The sequence below is a fragment of the Neobacillus niacini genome (genome assembly GCF_030817595.1).
Classification (GTDB): Bacteria; Bacillota; Bacilli; order Bacillales; family Cytobacillaceae; genus Neobacillus; species Neobacillus niacini_G.
Genome location: NZ_JAUSZN010000001.1, coordinates 5,413,891 through 5,430,697, shown reverse-complemented (window position 1 = coordinate 5,430,697; position 16,807 = coordinate 5,413,891). Strand labels below are relative to the sequence as shown.

The 16,807-nt window shown below is 38.5% G+C and carries 20 protein-coding genes; 5 read left to right on the top strand and 15 right to left on the bottom strand.

Annotated features, from left to right (window positions below):
* Nucleotides 1-28: 28 nt before the first annotated feature.
* From QFZ31_RS25585 to nadE, 9 genes are all read right to left on the bottom strand, one after another.
* Nucleotides 29-1,540 (bottom strand): flotillin family protein, encoded by a 1,512-nt coding sequence (locus QFZ31_RS25585; RefSeq protein WP_307308486.1) that lies wholly within the window; start codon nt 1,538-1,540, stop codon nt 29-31.
* A 14-nt stretch (nt 1,541-1,554) separates the two neighbouring features.
* Nucleotides 1,555-2,088, bottom strand: coding sequence for a hypothetical protein (locus QFZ31_RS25580; RefSeq protein ID WP_307308483.1), 534 nt, complete (start codon nt 2,086-2,088; stop codon nt 1,555-1,557).
* 120 nt (nt 2,089-2,208) lie between these two features.
* A complete protein-coding gene (locus tag QFZ31_RS25575; RefSeq protein WP_307308481.1) occupies nt 2,209-2,943 on the bottom strand; it encodes an amino acid ABC transporter ATP-binding protein in 735 nt (244 codons plus the stop codon).
* 21 nt (nt 2,944-2,964) lie between these two features.
* Nucleotides 2,965-3,660 carry an amino acid ABC transporter permease gene (locus QFZ31_RS25570; protein ID WP_307308478.1) on the bottom strand — a complete coding sequence of 232 codons (696 nt, stop codon included), beginning with the start codon at nt 3,658-3,660 and terminating at the stop codon, nt 2,965-2,967.
* Nucleotides 3,647-4,480 carry an amino acid ABC transporter substrate-binding protein gene (locus QFZ31_RS25565; protein WP_307308475.1) on the bottom strand — a complete coding sequence of 278 codons (834 nt, stop codon included), beginning with the start codon at nt 4,478-4,480 and terminating at the stop codon, nt 3,647-3,649. Before QFZ31_RS25565 ends, QFZ31_RS25570 begins: the two co-directional genes overlap by 14 nt.
* Nucleotides 4,481-4,598: 118 nt before the next feature.
* The gene (locus tag QFZ31_RS25560) at nt 4,599-6,026 is read right to left on the bottom strand and encodes an amino acid permease (RefSeq protein WP_307308472.1); all 1,428 of its coding nucleotides are present in this window, start codon (nt 6,024-6,026) and stop codon (nt 4,599-4,601) included.
* 152 nt (nt 6,027-6,178) lie between these two features.
* Entirely contained in the window at nt 6,179-6,535 is a 357-nt protein-coding gene (locus QFZ31_RS25555; protein ID WP_307308469.1) for a hypothetical protein, read from the bottom strand.
* A 350-nt stretch (nt 6,536-6,885) separates the two neighbouring features.
* Nucleotides 6,886-8,271 carry an IS1182 family transposase gene (locus QFZ31_RS25550; protein WP_307301853.1) on the bottom strand — a complete coding sequence of 462 codons (1,386 nt, stop codon included), beginning with the start codon at nt 8,269-8,271 and terminating at the stop codon, nt 6,886-6,888.
* 128 nt (nt 8,272-8,399) lie between these two features.
* Nucleotides 8,400-9,215, bottom strand: a complete 816-nt coding sequence (nadE, locus tag QFZ31_RS25545; RefSeq protein WP_307308466.1) for an ammonia-dependent NAD(+) synthetase — start codon at nt 9,213-9,215, stop codon at nt 8,400-8,402.
* Between the two features lie 152 nt (nt 9,216-9,367).
* Between nadE and QFZ31_RS25540 the strand changes: the two genes are divergently transcribed.
* Nucleotides 9,368-9,880, top strand: coding sequence for an acyl-CoA thioesterase (locus tag QFZ31_RS25540; protein ID WP_307308463.1), 513 nt, complete (start codon nt 9,368-9,370; stop codon nt 9,878-9,880).
* A gap of 25 nt (nt 9,881-9,905) precedes the next feature.
* Here the strand turns inward: QFZ31_RS25540 and QFZ31_RS25535 are convergent, their stop codons facing one another.
* The 3 genes from QFZ31_RS25535 to QFZ31_RS25525 form a co-directional block, all read right to left on the bottom strand.
* On the bottom strand, nt 9,906-10,877 hold the full coding sequence (locus tag QFZ31_RS25535; RefSeq protein WP_307308460.1) for a cation diffusion facilitator family transporter: 972 nt from the start codon (nt 10,875-10,877) through the stop codon (nt 9,906-9,908).
* A 133-nt stretch (nt 10,878-11,010) separates the two neighbouring features.
* Complete coding sequence (locus tag QFZ31_RS25530) at nt 11,011-11,244, bottom strand: hypothetical protein (RefSeq protein WP_307308457.1); 234 nt, start codon at nt 11,242-11,244, stop codon at nt 11,011-11,013.
* An 11-nt stretch (nt 11,245-11,255) separates the two neighbouring features.
* Nucleotides 11,256-12,263: an AI-2E family transporter gene (locus tag QFZ31_RS25525; RefSeq protein WP_373459938.1), complete on the bottom strand. Its 1,008-nt coding sequence runs from the start codon at nt 12,261-12,263 to the stop codon at nt 11,256-11,258.
* A gap of 240 nt (nt 12,264-12,503) precedes the next feature.
* On the opposite strand from QFZ31_RS25525, the gene QFZ31_RS25520 reads away from it, so the two are divergent.
* From QFZ31_RS25520 to QFZ31_RS25510, 3 genes are all read left to right on the top strand, one after another.
* Entirely contained in the window at nt 12,504-12,722 is a 219-nt protein-coding gene (locus QFZ31_RS25520; protein ID WP_307308452.1) for a hypothetical protein, read from the top strand.
* 59 nt (nt 12,723-12,781) lie between these two features.
* The gene (locus QFZ31_RS25515) at nt 12,782-13,423 is read left to right on the top strand and encodes a DUF2085 domain-containing protein (protein ID WP_307308450.1); all 642 of its coding nucleotides are present in this window, start codon (nt 12,782-12,784) and stop codon (nt 13,421-13,423) included.
* 136 nt (nt 13,424-13,559) lie between these two features.
* Complete coding sequence (locus tag QFZ31_RS25510; RefSeq protein ID WP_307308448.1) at nt 13,560-14,024, top strand: hypothetical protein; 465 nt, start codon at nt 13,560-13,562, stop codon at nt 14,022-14,024.
* Nucleotides 14,025-14,104: 80 nt separating this feature from the next.
* On the opposite strand, the gene QFZ31_RS25505 is transcribed toward QFZ31_RS25510, so the two are convergent.
* The 3 genes from QFZ31_RS25505 to QFZ31_RS25495 are packed head-to-tail and all read right to left on the bottom strand — an operon-like array spanning nt 14,105 to nt 15,890.
* A complete protein-coding gene (locus tag QFZ31_RS25505) occupies nt 14,105-14,452 on the bottom strand; it encodes a 2Fe-2S iron-sulfur cluster-binding protein (RefSeq protein ID WP_307308446.1) in 348 nt (115 codons plus the stop codon).
* A complete protein-coding gene (locus QFZ31_RS25500; protein ID WP_306076029.1) occupies nt 14,452-15,300 on the bottom strand; it encodes a family 1 encapsulin nanocompartment shell protein in 849 nt (282 codons plus the stop codon). The genes QFZ31_RS25505 and QFZ31_RS25500 overlap by 1 nt, the downstream gene beginning before the upstream one ends.
* Before the next feature lie 20 nt (nt 15,301-15,320).
* Nucleotides 15,321-15,890, bottom strand: coding sequence for an IMEF encapsulin system ferritin-like cargo protein (locus QFZ31_RS25495; protein ID WP_307308441.1), 570 nt, complete (start codon nt 15,888-15,890; stop codon nt 15,321-15,323).
* A 164-nt stretch (nt 15,891-16,054) separates the two neighbouring features.
* Between QFZ31_RS25495 and QFZ31_RS25490 the strand changes: the two genes are divergently transcribed.
* The gene (locus QFZ31_RS25490) at nt 16,055-16,741 is read left to right on the top strand and encodes a spore coat protein (protein ID WP_307308439.1); all 687 of its coding nucleotides are present in this window, start codon (nt 16,055-16,057) and stop codon (nt 16,739-16,741) included.
* The last annotated feature ends 66 nt before the right edge of the window (nt 16,742-16,807 follow it).

The window sequence follows — 16,807 nt, the reverse complement described above, 5'->3', positions numbered from 1 at the left end:
TCAAGTTTTGATAAGGATTTTCTTACTATTATTCTGCTTTTTTCATAGTGTCTGTCAGTTCTTCAATACTTCGCTTTACATTCCCTTTTCCAGAGTAGTTCTCAATTAATTCTTTAACGTCAATTCCACTAGAAGCCTTTAACGACTCTTGAAGAGTTGCCATGAGATTTGTTGCATAGCCGGTAATTTTATTGGCTCCGCCATTCTCACCTGAACCACCGGTATCTACTACGGTAATTTTATCAATATTTGCAAGCGGGCTTGCTACCTGCTTCGCATATTCAGGAAGCATTTTGATAATCATATCTAAGATTGCCGCTTGACCAAATTGCTCGAACGCTTCTGCAATCTTTTCCTTCGCTTCCGCTTCTGCTAACCCTTTCAGACGAATGATTTCTGCCTCGGCTGTACCTTGGGCCTTTTGTGCTTCCGCTTTGGACAAACCATCTAAGCGAACCCGTTCTGCTTCCGCTTTTGCCATGGCTTCAATACGGTACTTGTTCGCTTCTGCATCAGCAATTTGTTTTGCTTTGTTTGCTGCTGCTGCCTGCTCAACGGAGTATCTGTCCGCATCGGCTTTTTTCTTTACTTCAGAATCGTACTGACGTTCACGGCGCAGAATTTCTTTTTCTTCAAGTTCAATCTGCTTTTGTCTTTCGATAATTTTAACTTGCATTTCCTGCTCGGTTACTTCCTGCTTCGCCCTTGCACTTTCCAATTCATATGCCATGTCAGCCCGTGCTTTCGCACTATCTTGTTCACGACGGAATTCGGCAACCTTCAGCTGATTCACTTTCTCCGCCTCAGCAATTTCAGTTGCCCGTTCTAATTCAGAACGCTTGGCTTCTTTTGCCGCTTCGGCTTTTTTAATTCTTGTTTCTTTGTCTGCTTCTGCTGTAGCAATATCTGCATCCCGTTTCACTTGGGCAATACGCGGTTTACCAAGGGACTCCAGGTATCCGTTTTTATCACGAACATCCCTAATCGTAAAGGAAACAATAACTAAACCCATTTTCGCCAGGTCCTGAGAGGCAACCCGTTGAACTTCTTGCGAGAATTTATCACGGTTTTTATATATTTCCTCTACTGTCATCGAACCGAGTATCGATCGTAAATGACCTTCTAGAACTTCCCTTGCTTCATTTTCGCGGTCCTCTTTCGCTTTACCAAGAAACTGTTCTGCTGCAGTGGCAATTTCACTAATGGATCCGCCAATTTTAATAATGGCAACACCATCCGCCATAACTGGTACACCTTGCTCTGTATATACTTCAGGTGTCGTTACCTCTAGCTTACTAGATAGCAAGCTTAGCGGCTTTGCTTGTTGGAACACTGGTAAAATGAAGCTGCCTCCACCGCGGATGATTTTGATTTTATTCCCTGATTCATCTACATGAACATTTCCATTTCCTAAGAAACTACCAGTAACAATCAGTGCTTCATCTGGTCCAGCTGTCCGATACTTCGTAATAAAAACACCAATTAGAGCGATTAAAATAAATGCAACAATCCCTATAACAATCCAAAAACCTAATTCCATCTAGCCAACCTCCCCTATAGTAAATAATTCTCTATCTCTTGATGGGACGATACTTGAAGGACCCCATCTTTTATATCAACGACAAGCACCTTCGTGCCATTGTTAATCGGTACACGATCAAAGCTTGTCGCTGGTTTTGCAATTCTGCCGCTAATGCTTTCAATCATTACCTCACCATATCCATCTGCCGGAATAGCTGTAATTACAGCACCGATTCTGCCACGCAAATCAGATTCTTTATAAACTAAAGACTCTTCGGCATTCGACAACGGAATGAGAACAAATACATTTAAAAAAGTAACAAGGATTAAAGCTATAATGGCTGATATTCCTACGATTAACAAATAATGAAACGCAGAAAGTTTTTCAAATAAATACCCACTTGCTGAAAAAAGGGTTACAAAAGCCAGGATAACCACCGGATTAAGAAAATCTGGTCCGTCAAAATGAACAACATCTGCAAAGAAAACATACAAAATGGTCAAAATACCTGAACCAATTAATCCATATAAATAAATTGTTTCTAATGGCAGGTTGAATACTTCCATCGGCACCACTCCCTTCGTTATGTATGTAACTTTAATACGGTTAGGAATTGGAAAAGTTTCACTTTTTAACTAAATTTTACCTAAATAATAAAAAAGGTGCTATGACTCTTGCCATAGCACTTACTGAATCATATTTAAGAACTTCCTTGTTCGGTCTTCTTTTGGATTGGTAAAGATAATTTCCGGTTTGTTCCTTTCTACCACGACACCTTGATCCATAAAAATAACCTCATCTGCAGCCTCTCTTGCGAAGCGCATTTCGTGTGTAACGACAATCATTGTCATCCCTTCGTTTACGAGGTCCTTCATCACTTTTAAAACCTCACCCACTAACTCAGGATCGAGAGCTGACGTCGGTTCATCAAATAGCATTACTTTTGGCTCCATTGCTAACGCCCTGGCTATGCCCACCCTTTGCTGCTGGCCGCCTGAGAGCTGTGCAGGGTAAAAATCTATTTTATCTCCCAGCCCCACTTTTTCTAATAAGGCTTGCGCCTTTTTTCGGGCATGATCTTTATTCTCATTTTTTACAATTACCGGTCCCTCCATCACATTTTCTAGAGCGGTTTTATGAGGGAATAAGTTATAGCTTTGAAAAACCATTCCTGTTAAGCGACGAAAGGAGGCAATGTTTTTTTTCGGTACAGTGCCTGAGAAATCAAGAGTGTTTCCCTCAATCGAAATGATACCTTTAGTTGGTGTTTCTAATACATTTAAGCAGCGAAGCATGGTGGTTTTCCCAGAGCCAGAAGGCCCAATAATAACTACTACATTCCCTTTTTCCACCTCTAAGTCTATCCCTTTTAGAACCTCTAACTTACCGAATTGCTTATACAATCCTTGAATGGAAATCATCGTAAATTAGCCTCCCTTCTATTACACGTATCGGTCGAGTTTCTTTTCAAATACTTGCTGGATAATGGAAAGGATAAAGCAAATAACCCAATAAATCAGCGCCGCCTCAGAATACACTAATAAAAATTCATAATTGCTTGCTGCTATTTCTTGGGCCTTGCGAAACATCTCGGATACAAGCACTAGGGAAGCAAGGGAAGTGTCCTTCACGAGACTAATAAATGAATTTGAAAGTGGAGGAATCGAAACTCTTGCTGCCTGAGGCAGGATAATCCTTCTCAATACTTGGGAATAACTCATTCCAATGGAATAGCCTGCCTCCCACTGCCCTTTAGGGGTAGAAAGAATTGCAGCGCGAATAATTTCAGAAGTATACGCACCGACACTCAGAGAAAACCCAATTACAGCCGCTATATAGGAATCGATAATGATCCCGATATTCGGAAGACCATAAAAAATAATAAAAAGCTGTACTAATAACGGTGTTCCACGAATCGCTGAAACATAGACTCTTGCAATCATCTGAAAGACCTTCACATGAGAGATACGAGCCAGCGCCGTTAAAATCGCTAATATCAAACCAACAATAAACGTAATGATGGTTAACGGAATTGTATAAAAAATAGCCCCTTTCAGAAGGGGCAGAAAGGAACTTTGAGCTATATCCATCAATCGTGCTGTTCGCTCCGGGTCAGTAAAAATACTATTTAAGTACATCTTCACCAAACCATTTCTCTGAGATTTTTTTGTATGTGCCGTCTTCAACCATTTCTGATAGGGCTTTATTGACCTCAGCTACGAGCTTATCGCTTCCTTTTCTAAACATAAGCCCGCTAGCGGATGCATCTTCACTTGTTGCAGCAATTTTTATTGGCGCCTCTGGTCTTTGTTTTGTATAATCTAAAAACGATATTCGATCGTTGATTGTTACGTCAACACGTTTAGAAGCAAGTAGTTCAACAGACTGAGTAAAGCCTTCCACGCTAACTAAATTGGCACCATATTTTTTGGCCAAATCTCCATAGTTGCTTGTCAGCGACTGAGCAGCATTTAAGCCTTTGATGTCCTCAAAAGTCTTTACTTCATTATTGTCCTTATGCACAATCAGTACGGCCGCAGAAGTAATATATGGATCGGAAAAATCGTATTTTTCCTGGCGGTCAGGGCGGATTCCAACCTGGTTCGCAATCATATCAAACCGCTTTGCATCGAGTCCCGCAAAAATAGCATCCCACTGTGTTTCTTTGAACTCAGGTTTTACCCCTAAACGTTTTGCAACCTCTGTCGCAATCTCAACATCAAATCCGGTTAGATTTCCACTCTCATCATGAAAAGTAAATGGAGCATATGTACCTTCTGTCCCAATTAACAACTTCCCATCATCCTTAACTTTAGCTAATAAATCTTGATCCTCCGTCTTTTCTGCGGTCTTAGTTTCTTCCTTTTTATCTTCCTTTGCTTTATCATCTTTACCGCATGCGGAAAGAATCAATAGAGTACTGAATAAAAGGACAAAAATAAACGTGAGTTTCTTCATAACGGTTACCTCCTATATTATTTCTTGGAGAAGCAAATACAATATAATGTTATCGTTCCCATAAGATTCATAAAAATGTAAAACACCTGCCAGAAAGACAGGTGTTTTTTATTTTTTATTAAGCTGACAATAATTCTTTTCGTTCTTGCTCTGCAGCCTGCTTTTTCTTAAGCGGACCATAAAAGAATACCCCGCTGGATAAAAGCACAATTCCTAATATAAAGGTCTTTAGGTCAGCAGTTCCTGATATAATGACCCATCCCGAATAGGTGGTCGCAACAATTGCAATGACACCATCTATCATTCTTGACTTTGAATTGTTGTAGGAATCACCTTTAATAACTAATTTTAACTGATATACTGAGGCGATAAAATACGGTACTAAATAGGCTAACGTTGCAATGATAATAATAAAATCAAAAGCTCCCGAAATTGACTTCGATACAGTTGAAAAGATAAAGATTTGTGCGATCCCATTTGTTAAAATAAGCGAAAAGATCGGCAGACCTTTTTTGTTTTCTTTTAAGAAAGCAGGAAGAAATAATCCTTGCTTTGCAGCTTGATAAGGTACTTCAGCACTTAACATGACCCAGCCAATCGTGGAACCAAATAAGCTGACTAAGCCAATGGCTGCTAACACTTTTCCACCCATCGGTCCCATTACAGTTTGAATGGCGTCAATTAATGGCTTTTCGGAATTTATAAGTGTATGTTGGTCCAACATCCCCATTACGAGTGTACTAATCCCAATATAAATACCTAGAGCGATGAATAGACCGACAATGGTGGCACGTTTTACATCGATTTTCCTCTTTGCACGGGACGCAAACACAACAGCAGATTCTAATCCACAGAATGCCCATAGTGTCACTAATGCTGCATTGTTAACTTGTGACATTAAACCAAATGTTTGGCCTGAATCACTGATCCTCGTGTCAACCATTGGCAGAATATTAGTCTTATCAAAGGCAAATAGTCCAACAACGATAAATAGTAAAAATCCTGCCACTTTTGCAGCTGTCGCAGCTAGATTTAATTTCCCAGCACTTTCTAAGCCGCGTAAAATAATAAAATGTGTACCCCATAATAGAACAGAACAAACAATAAAGGTTAAACCATTACCAACTTTCAGCGTAAAACCGCCAATTGTAAACCAATTAGCCTGACTAGTTAAGATAGGAAAAAAGGTTGATAAGTACCCGGCAAACGTTGTAATAATCGCAACATTACCAGCAACATTCCCAATCCAGTAACCCCATGATGCCATAAAGCCTGAAAGTATCGATGCCCCCGAACCTGGTTTAAAAAGCTCCTTCGCATAAATTTGCGGGCCGCCTGTTAAATTCGGTTTGCGAATAGCCAAGTTACCGAAAACAAGTGCAATCATTAGTACACCAATTCCAGTAAGAAGCCATGCTAAAATAACTCCACCCGGGCTTGCTGCCTCGGATAATGAGCGTGGAAGCATAAAAATACCTGAACCGACCATATTTCCAACGACTAGTGCCGTTAATATCCAAAAACCTAATTTATTTGAATTCCCCACGATGTAACCTCCTAGCGAGTAATGCGGATTGAACGAATAATTATTATATTAACGTAATAATAATACGAGCCACAATCAACACAGTCAATGGAAAAATATATCACACAATAGTATTTAATATAAAAAAATAGCAAGGTAATCCTTTGCGTTGATTACATTACTATTTTGAAATTTATATTTTCTTCTGGTAGGTTTTGCTTTTGATTGACCCTGAGGGGAAATACTCCCGTCATGTCCATTGCCGTTCCTAGTATAACATCCTGACCAAATTCGTCAACAGACGGTTTTATGGAAATTAACAGAACTTTTTCCTGACAAACCATTTCAAAGGTGAGACCATCTTGAAGTTTCTTCGTTAGTTGGCAATTATCATTCATAGAGGCACCGAAGGCAGGAAGGACTTCGGATATTGGTCTTTTCGTGATTTCCTCCTGATCATCACTAATTCTTTGCAGTAATTCACCATCTATTGCTGTACAAATAAACTGGCTGCCTTGCTTCTTTAACAAACGTATTCCAACCCATTCTTTCTATCATTTTTGCTTTCATATTCTCCACATCCTTTTGACATCTGGTTTATCTTTAATTATAAAACCTGCCTGCCAAATAATCGGAGAAATTATATCATTTTTATGAATTATTAAAATAAAAAAGAAGGGTATCATCCCTTCTCAGATTGTCGAGAAAGGTATCTTTCTCGGCAATTTTTATTTTTCTGGCCTGCCCAAAGGCCTGTTGATTTCCGCTCCAGTTGCTTCGCTTTCCGCGGGCGTGCCGGGGAGCCTCCTCAGCGCTTAAGCGCCTGCGGGGTCTCCCCAGCCCCGTACTCCCGCAGGAGTCTTCGCACCTTCCGCTCCAATCAACAGGGGGAATGAACCTGGAGATTGCCACACACTTTTTCAAACCTGGCTAAGTGCGTGGCAATCTTTTTCATGTTTTGGCATGCTGCGGTAAGTAACACTTGCTCACTCGCATTTTGCAATCCCCGTAACCTACAATAGCGAAGCCCATGCAGTTCTTTTGAATCTGCGAAGCTTCGCTCTACTTTTTCTTTTCTAAATTTATATAGTATTTTACCTGACTTTGAAAGTCTGTTAAGTCGAACCTTTTCCTTATGTTCCTCCCAAACATGTCTGGTAACTACTTTTGTTTTATTTTGAGATTTTGTACACTCAGGCAGGAGTGGGCAGTTAGTACACTTTTTAGGATCTGACTTATATTCCCGATAACCTTCTCTTGTAGTTGTACGATATTGTAACTCCTGACCATTTGGACAAACATACAAATCTCTATCTTTGTCATATGTAAACTTCCATTTAGGAAATAACCCTTTTGTTGATTGATATCTTCTGTGAGCGATAACTCCAAAAATATTGCGTTCATTAAGTCCTTTACAAATCGGATTTGTCAGGTAACCCGAATCAAGTGCCACAGCTTCTACTTTAAATCCAAAACGTTCGACCTGACGGTCTAACCGTGAAAGATAGGGGACAGAATCGTGAACATTTCCTGGTGTAACATACGCATCAGTTATGATGTTGAACTTCATGTCGGTAGTTCGATGATCAAGATAACAGAACATCTCCTGTTTATTCTCTCGTGACATAAACCCGCATTCAGGATCAGTTGTGCTCAGTCGTATTTCCTTTTTCTCGGTCACCTCCTCCTTTTCCTTTAAAGGCTTTTTTCCATGATCTCTCCTGTCTTCCTCAATAGCTTTGTTTAAATCTTCTACATATTCACGTGTTTCAACTTCCACTTCAACTCTAGAGAATTTATGTTTGTTTGCATTCGCTTTAAGGTGTGTGGAATCGGAAAATAAAACTCTTCCTCCAACCATCTTGTGGTTAATTGCTTTGAAGACAATCTCATCAAAAATTTCCTGAAATATATTTGTATCTTTAAAACGGGTTCGCCGATTCCAACTAATGGTGGAATGATGGGGAACTGTATCGTTTAGCTTTAATCCTAAGAACCATCGATAGGCCACATTCGTCTGAATTTCACGCTCTAATTGTCGTTCAGAACGAATGCCATAAAAATATCCGATAAACATCATCTTAAAGAGCTGTATAGGGTCCGAAGGACGCCCGTTATTTTCTGAATAAAAAGGACGGACCTTCTCACCAATAAAAGAAAAATCAATATACTTGTCCACCTTCCTTAATAGGTGATCTTGCGGTACTAAATCATCAATAAAAACAAATTCAGCTTCGTTTTGTATTTCTCTTTTTGGCTTATACATTCTATCCACCGTCCTGTTATTTATATGTATATTATAGCATATTAACGCGGTGAATCATTAAAGTAATTACAAAAAATAATAGCTGTCGAGATTTTCTCGACAGCCTGAGAAGGGTATCATCCCTTCTCTTACTTCCACCAGTGATCAAACATGGTTGCTGGCAGCTGGCGTTTATGTTCTGTAGCCTGATAACGTTGTTCTATTTTCTCTGCAATTTCTTTTGAAACAGGTTTCCCTTCTAAGTAATCATCGATGTCATCGTAAGTTATCCCTAATTCTGTCTCGTCTGCTTGACCTGGCGTCTTATCAAGTAAATCGGCAGTGGGTACTTTTAAATAAAGCTGTTCTTCTGCACCAAGCTCCTTTAGCAAAGCTTTACCTTGACGTTTTGTTAGTCCGCTTAACGGCAGGACATCTGCTCCACCATCGCCATATTTAGTATAGAATCCTGTAACCGCCTCTGCCGCATGGTCTGTACCGATAACAAGCAGACCTTCCATACCGCCAAAGGCATATTGCGCAATCATTCTCATTCTCGCCTTTACGTTTCCTTTATGGTAATCACTTAATGGCTCTCCACTCGTAACCGCATTATATTCTGCTTCTACACCATCGACCGCACCTTTTATGTTAAAGGAATACTCACGATCTGCTCGGATGAAATTCATCGCACGGACTGCGTCTGCTTCATCCTGCTGAACCCCATAAGGTAAACGAACAGCAATAAATAATGCATCATTTCCTTCTTGACGAAATTCTTCGACTGCCAATTGGACAAGTCTGCCCGCTAGCGTGGAGTCCTGCCCTCCGCTAATTCCCAGTACGTACCCTTTTGCCTTTGTTTTTAACAAGTAGTTTTTTAAGAAGTCAATTCTATTTCGGATCTCTTCCTTAGGATTAATCTCGGATTTCACATTTAAAGCCTGCATAATTGAGCTTTGCATATGTTGAACCTCCATTCTATGTATATATAAATGTAATTTATCATAATTGCATATTGTTTGCCTAAATTCTGAACTCTATTCTTTTCCTTTTAAATGATTATGGACTATAATTCTAGTTTAAAATAGATTTATCCCAGGTATGGAGGAAGAAAATGGACGCAAAAACATGTAATGAATCAAGAGTAGTTAGAACCGGCCGAATTTTCCCGAATGATGTAAACAATCATAACACCTTATTTGGGGGCAAGTTAATGAGTGACATGGACATGATTGCCTCCATTTCGGCTGTACGGCATGCTAGAAAAGAAGTGGTTACCGCCTCAACAGACTCTGTTGATTTTTTAAGTCCGATCACCCAACAGGACTCTATATGTATTGAATCTTTCGTTACATATACCGGAACCAGTTCAATGGAGGTTTTCGTCAAGGTGATTGCAGAAAATCTAATAACGGGTAATCGAAAAATCGCTGCTACCGCTTTTCTAACCTTTGTCGCTTTGGATGAAAGTGGAAAACCAACAAAGGTTCCTGGGATTGTTCCTGAAACGCAAGAAGAAAAAAAGCTGTTTGAAACAGGCAAGGATCGAGCTGAAAAACGGAAAGAACATCGAAAAAACAGTAAAGAACTTGCGAGTTACTTTACAACTGAAAAACCTTGGGAATAAAGATAGGCGTTTAGCTAGCCTATCTTTATTTTTTTACCATTGGATCACTTTTCCACAACTTTACTCCATCTTCTTCGTCAAACTCAATCGTGACATCAGCGACGCCTTTTTCTGCCATGATCTTCTCTTGTAAACGGTCTTTAATATCATCTGCTGCGGCTATTGTAAGACTAGGATCAATCTCGATTTCCAATTCAACATGTAAGTCTTCCCCTTCCTTAATGACTGCAAGGTCTTGGATATCTTTAACATCAGGGTCAGACATCACTAATTGACCAATCTTCTCTTCCATCTCTTCATCTGCCCTGCCAAGGACACCTGCTGCATTATCCAAAAAGACTCTGCCGACAACGAAGAACATCATTAAACCAATGAGAATGGAAGCAGCTCCTTCAATCCAGTGGATAGAAGTAAAATGGGAAATCACGACAGCGATAATAGCGATTAAGCCACCGCTTGTCGCGACTAAATCTTCCATGAACACAAGCTTTGTTGCTGGCTTAGCTCTGCCGAGATGGGCAAAACTCTTAAACAACACACCTGGACCGCTTGCTGGTTCACCAACTTCATGCATGATTTCCTTCATGGCTTTATAAAGAACGTACATTTCAAGTATGAGGGCAAATGCGAGTACGCCGATATTAATTAAAAACCCTTCGGATTCAGTCGGATGTAGAATATGATGATATCCTTCTTGGATTGTCTCAAACGCCATAATACCTACAATTAATACTGCTCCCAATAGCACTAAGTTTACCAATCGACCAAATCCATTTGGGAAGCGATTTGTTGGCGATTTCTTGCTAAGTGCTGAACCAATAAACACAAAAAACTGGTTTGCAGCATCCCCTAGACTATGCATCGTTTCCGCAAACATCGCAACGTTTCCGGTAAACATATAAGCAATACCTTTAGCGATGGAGATAATTGTGTTAACGATGGCTGCAATTAATGCAGACTTGTTACCTTTTCTTAATAGTCTAAATAATTCTCCCATTATATCCCTTCTTTCTCCTTTATTTATAGTTATCTTTACTATTTTCAAAAAAGGTAATTTTCATGACATAGCCAATTTCCTATTAAGAAAGATTTTCCCAAAACAAAAACCCCCATTGCTGGAGGTTTGAGAGTTAAACGTTTTTCAATACCATATATAAACGGTTACTTCTCTCAATTCTGTCTTCTTCTGAAGCTAGGTCATATTTTTTTAACAGATGAAACACTTCATTTAATAGGTCTTGTGTATGTTCTTTGGAGAAGAATTGTTCAAATAATGGCTTCATGTCATCCGGAAGAAATGCCTCTTGTGATTCATACTTATTCCTTACATCTTCCTGTGAATGATTAAGTTTGCATTCGCTCATTACATCACCTTCTACACTTTCTTATGATCTGTTACTTCTAAAACATCCAATATGAAAACAAAGACCGGAATACCGATGATTAAACCCCAAACTCCGAAGAAATGTTCAGAAAAGATTAATACCAGGAAAGTATAGAAGACCGGTAAATTTGTTTTTGACGACATCAAATTCGGATTCAAAATATATGCTTCGATTGCATGGATAATCATTATGGCGATAAATACATATAAAACAGTCATAATTCCGCCGATACTATACCCGATAATGACAAGTGGAATGAGGGAAATGATAACCCCTGCCACAGGAATCAAGCCCAGGAATAGAATCATGATCGACAGTCCACCTAATTGTGGAAACCCAAAAATCCATAATGCAATAGTTGTTAGAATACAGTTAACGACAGCAATAATTAATTGCGCTTCGATTACCTTTCCAAAGGTACCGACGAATTTTAGGGAAAAGAATTCTATTTCTGCATAAATAGAAGCTATTTTACTCGTTTTAAATTTTTTCGTAAATTCAATTAAACGAGGTTTCTCTAATAGATAAAATAAGCTCATTAAAAGAGCAATAAGAATTTGCAAGCCAAAGGTACTAATATCCGTAAAATAGGCAATTAAAAAGGTAAAGCCTCTCTCCAAATAATTCGAAATTTGAATTTCCTCAAGTCTGCTAACCAAATAATTTAAAATGATATTGTCATGCTTTTGGGTATAGAATGCTGTTATTTGCTTTATGAGTGCCGTTATTTCACCAACAATCATTGGCAGATATTTCACAAGTCCATAAGAGAGAAGACCGACAATTGTAGTATAAGACGCAATTACAAGTATTTTTCGATTAAGCGGTATCTTTCTATTCAAGAATATTACTAACCGATCCATTAAAAAGGTGAAAATAAACGTAAATAGAATTAAATTAATCATATCTTTTAGTCCGTATAGAACTAATGCGAGTAAGACAAAAATCGAAATTCTTTTAAAACCGCTGCTTTGTATAAGTTTATTTATCATATGAATTTACCAAACCCCATTTTTTTATGTCCTGATGAACTATGTAATAACTTTATTATAACAAATATGTACATGATTGTTACTTTTAAGTCTGAATCTTTTAAGAAAAAGATTCAGACTTTAGACATGGGAACCTATAGGGAAATTTAATAAAGAGACAGGCAATATCCCTCTCTTCTCATCATACATATTCAAAGAGTATGAAAATAACTATGGGTGGCATTTTTTTAAACGGAGGGGATATATTTGTCGGGAGGCCAAAAAGCACTATTATACATTTTGTCCTTTATCATACCTGTTGTGGGAATCATCCTGGGGATCGTTTGGATGAATGATCAAGATTTAGACAAAAAAGCTATCGGAAAAACCTGTTTAATCGTTGGTATTGTTTCCATTGTTCTTAGTTGTATTTGCTGGTTTGCCGCGTCAGCCCTTTCCATTATCCCTGCCTTTATGACGTACTAATTTAATGAGAACCCAGTTCAAATAATAGAATTGGGTTTTTTATTGTAGGAGTGAGTTGGTTGATTCATGAATTTTTTAATTTCTTCGGCAGGGCGATTTGTCATCAATTAGAAGAGAGATCCCTACAAGTATCCGGTGAGGTCATGGCAGTTTGCGCGAGAGATACTGGGATTTATATAGGCATTTTTTCTACACTTTTTTATTTACATTTTTCAAAACGAAAACAGAATGTAACGATACCTTCTATTAAAATAAGCTTCTTCCTCCTTTTATTCCTTGTGCCATTAATAATAGACGGTCTAGGGTCGTATACACACCTCTTTGAATCCAATAATCCTCGGAGATTAATAACTGGGGTTGCATTTGGATTCGTACTGCCTTATTTTATTTATCCGCTGTTCTCAAAAAAATCACTCGAAAATGAGAGTGTCCCTGTATTAAGCAAGAGTCAGGATTTCTTCATTCCGCTTGTGCTGAGTATTACTTTAGGTGAATTATTTTATTGGGGACAACCATCTTATATCGTGCTTGATGGCTTTATTATTTTTTCAGTCATAAGTTGGTTTAGTCTATTGGCTTCCTTTCTCTTTCCATTTATTCGTAGAGTATGGTTAAGACTTACTTTCTCAATACTTGTCAGTTTATCATTCCTTAGCATTCTCTCATTAGCACATATAAAGATACTTTCATTATCTCTTTGAAACGAACATTTAGAAGGAGTCCTATAATTGGCGTTCATTTTATCGTCAAGAATTGACCATAAATCCCATTGACAATGATTCTCATTATCTATAAGATTAACACTATAAACATCTTCGGAAATGGGGGATCATCATTATGTTTAACATGCTATTTGGGTTAAAGGATATTCATACGGTTATTGCAAATCAACGGAAAATCGGTGGTGCTGCAGAAGCAGATTCTATCCGTCTTTCTTCTGGCGAAACTTATCTTAACCCAGTGTTTACGAATGTTGATTTCTCTAAAGGACAATTTGTTTCTGTCGGTTTTATCGATGGAGAAGGACAAAACATTATTGTCCATGTGGACCAAATTGCTGTCATTAAAGGCTTAGAGCATAAATTAATCTGCCAGCTGAATAACACTTTTATTAAGCAAATGCTGGTCCGCGATACCTTACAATACCTTCAAAAGTTATGTGAAGTTAACGCTGGATTCGTAACAAAGACCTTTAAAAAAGAAGCATTGAGACTGGTTCAAGATATCAGTATAAAAGAATTAAACAAACACAATATTTCACTTCCATTCCCAGTGGAAGACAAAATTATAAAATTAGCATAAAAAAAACGAGGTCCTGTTAAATGGACCTCGTTTTTTTGAGCGTGAATAATTCTGCGAAACCTGCTTTTAACCGTAATGTTTCATAGTATTTCAGCCTGACAAGCCAATCGATACCCGTTTGTTATTTCATTCTTTAGCTTCTTCCTCTCCTGCCCGTTTGGAAAGGATAATCCTGGAGCATTTACTACTTTAACCGTACATTGTCCGCACGTTCCTTTGCGGCATTTATATTGAATTGGCTTACCTTGACTCAATGCAGCATCCAATAACTTTCCTTTAACAGGGTAAATTTCCATCTTTTTACCGTTTTGCTCAACGATTATGCCTTCTGCCTTGTTTATTTTTCTCTCGGTCCGTTCTGGTGCTGGATGTTTTACAATCAACCTGCCTGGAATCAGGGACCCGACAGTGAATACGCGATTATTCATTAATCCCCCATAGATTCTAACGTGCAAATGGCAGAAGGACGTTTAATTCGCAAAACAACCGTTTCGTAAACACGGAATGGATGATTCATCCCTTCTACACCCAAGTATGCTGTATCAAAGTCTTCTGAGATAGCCAAATCGAGATTGTTTTTCCCTGTATTTAGCAACACACCCGATCTTCCCTTTAAAACAGGTGATTGGAACACCCCATCCGTTACTAATTCTCGAATATGTTCAATTTCTAATACGTTTGTATCACGGTGGACACGATGAATAAGTGAGTATAGCTGCGGAGATAGTACAAGGGCGAAAGGTCCATTGTGATTCATTTCTAAAAGTTTATTCCTTGCGTCTACGATATCCTGAAAAGCATTGCCGGATTCATACCATTCACCAATCAAATGTGTTAAACGCCCAGGTACATTCATTAAACCGGGAATATCAAATTCCCTGGTTCCATGAAAGATCATCTGATCTTCTAGGATCGCAACATCTCGGGCTGCATTCGCTGCCGCTGAAAAATCAATCGGTATGTCTAATACCTTTGCCTGATCTAAATCACGCCAGTATAACACGAAGTCTTTATAAAGCAATGGAATGGTATAGTTTACCCTTTTACTTGCTTCAATATCTGTATCGAAGGATCCCTGAAAATCCATTTTTGCTTCTAAGTTTTCTGAAAAAATGTCATTAAAAATGCTTTGTACGCCACGTCCTAACGGGCCATATAATTCAATAAAACGGCGGCCCACCAGCTGTCTTCGTGCAGCATCTATCACTGTTTGATCCAGTTGCGTAAACTCTTGGCTCGATAACGGTGAATCCGGATATAATTGTAATTTGTTCATTGGTCTATCCTCTCTTTTCCTTAGATTAAGCTTCCCACCGTAAATCCTCTTCTCTGTTTAATCTGAGGAGCATGGGTTACAACTGTCACTGTTTGTGACCGGTCTAAATGATCATGGTGCTCATCATGATGGGCATGTGGGTCAACAAAGTTGGTGTCAAATCGACCATTAATATCAATTAGCATTTGTTTAACCTGCTGATAATCTTTATATGATACTTCCCTTAAACTATTTAATAGACTGCTTCGCTCTTCGTCGGTGAAGCGAAATAGTGCTAAATCCAGGTGTTCGACGAAATTATGTAAACCAAACTTTTCAAGGTTGAGTTCCTGTAAAAGTCGATTGAATTCATTGTTGGCTGGAGAAAACTCTTTTTGATCTTTGGCTTGTTGAAATTTTTGAATGAGTGGGATCAGTACGACTAAACGGGATAGACGCTGTTCCTCTTCTTCATAAATATGGTGATAGTAAAGTCTTTCATGTTCATCTGCCGCATTTTGAATGACTGGGTCAAGCATGTTCATAAATTTTTCAATTGCATCTTTGGTTGTCGTAAATATCTGATAAAAAATCTTTAATTCTTCTTGCACTTCTCAAGCACCTCCTATACTCACTACCTTTCATTATTGACGTGGTTTGTTTTTTCTAAAACCATTACATTACAATCTTTTGAACAAATGGTTTATCTGAATAACTCTGGTCGATTGAAACATAATAACTATGGCTGTTATCAATCAATTAGGAGGAGAAGAATATGATGCAAAACCAACAAGGTCAACAAGGACAAATGCACCAAAACATGCATACCGGGAATGTACCTCCACAACTTAATCATGGCGGTCATGAGGTAATTGATTTAAATGAAGTATTAGGTGCAGCAATTGGTACGATGAATTCCTACATGCTATTACGCCAACATGTAAAAGACCCTGAATTATTGGACATTCTTGATCGCCAATATAAATTTATGCAGGATGAATATAACATCACAGTGGAATGTTTTAAAACGGGACAAAACCCATCGCACCCTACTTCAAAATATATGATGAACCAAGGGAATGACTTCATTTATGGTATGAAGCCAACCCAGCCAAAGAAACCTTGGCAATCTGTATCAGAAATTAATGATGAGTACATTTCTCACTGTATGCTGGCGTCTTGTAAAGCAGGTGCTTCGATGAAAACGATGGCAGCACTAGAAACAACGAATCCAGTTGTTCGCCGTGTGCTTGCAGATTCCATACCAAATTGCATAGAAATGGGCTATGAACTCTCTATTTATCAAAATAAACACCATTACTATCAGGTGCCTCAGCTTGCTGAGCAGGACATGAATACTTACAGAAATGCATTCGCACCTGCGCAGGGTCAAATGATGGGACAGCCAATGGGACAAATGCCAAATAATAATATGAATATGAACAACAATATGCCACATTAAAACAAAAGCCATTCTTTCTTCCCTTAATCCTAGGAAGAAGAATGGCTTTTGTTTTGAGGAAATTCA

Excerpts from the sequence above, each read along its gene's own strand:
- QFZ31_RS25585 (WP_307308486.1), bottom strand. The coding sequence starts at position 1,540 with ATGGAATTAGGTTTTTGGATTGTTATAGGGATTGTTGCATTTATTTTA.
- QFZ31_RS25580 (WP_307308483.1), bottom strand. The coding sequence starts at position 2,088 with ATGGAAGTATTCAACCTGCCATTAGAAACAATTTATTTATATGGATTA.
- QFZ31_RS25575 (WP_307308481.1), bottom strand. The coding sequence starts at position 2,943 with ATGATTTCCATTCAAGGATTGTATAAGCAATTCGGTAAGTTAGAGGTT.
- QFZ31_RS25570 (WP_307308478.1), bottom strand. The coding sequence starts at position 3,660 with ATGTACTTAAATAGTATTTTTACTGACCCGGAGCGAACAGCACGATTG.
- QFZ31_RS25565 (WP_307308475.1), bottom strand. The coding sequence starts at position 4,480 with ATGAAGAAACTCACGTTTATTTTTGTCCTTTTATTCAGTACTCTATTG.
- QFZ31_RS25550 (WP_307301853.1), bottom strand. The coding sequence starts at position 8,271 with ATGTATAAGCCAAAAAGAGAAATACAAAACGAAGCTGAATTTGTTTTT.
- nadE (WP_307308466.1), bottom strand. The coding sequence starts at position 9,215 with ATGCAAAGCTCAATTATGCAGGCTTTAAATGTGAAATCCGAGATTAAT.
- QFZ31_RS25540 (WP_307308463.1), top strand. The coding sequence starts at position 9,368 with ATGGACGCAAAAACATGTAATGAATCAAGAGTAGTTAGAACCGGCCGA.
- QFZ31_RS25535 (WP_307308460.1), bottom strand. The coding sequence starts at position 10,877 with ATGGGAGAATTATTTAGACTATTAAGAAAAGGTAACAAGTCTGCATTA.
- QFZ31_RS25530 (WP_307308457.1), bottom strand. The coding sequence starts at position 11,244 with ATGAGCGAATGCAAACTTAATCATTCACAGGAAGATGTAAGGAATAAG.
- QFZ31_RS25510 (WP_307308448.1), top strand. The coding sequence starts at position 13,560 with ATGTTTAACATGCTATTTGGGTTAAAGGATATTCATACGGTTATTGCA.
- QFZ31_RS25505 (WP_307308446.1), bottom strand. The coding sequence starts at position 14,452 with ATGAATAATCGCGTATTCACTGTCGGGTCCCTGATTCCAGGCAGGTTG.
- QFZ31_RS25500 (WP_306076029.1), bottom strand. The coding sequence starts at position 15,300 with ATGAACAAATTACAATTATATCCGGATTCACCGTTATCGAGCCAAGAG.
- QFZ31_RS25490 (WP_307308439.1), top strand. The coding sequence starts at position 16,055 with ATGATGCAAAACCAACAAGGTCAACAAGGACAAATGCACCAAAACATG.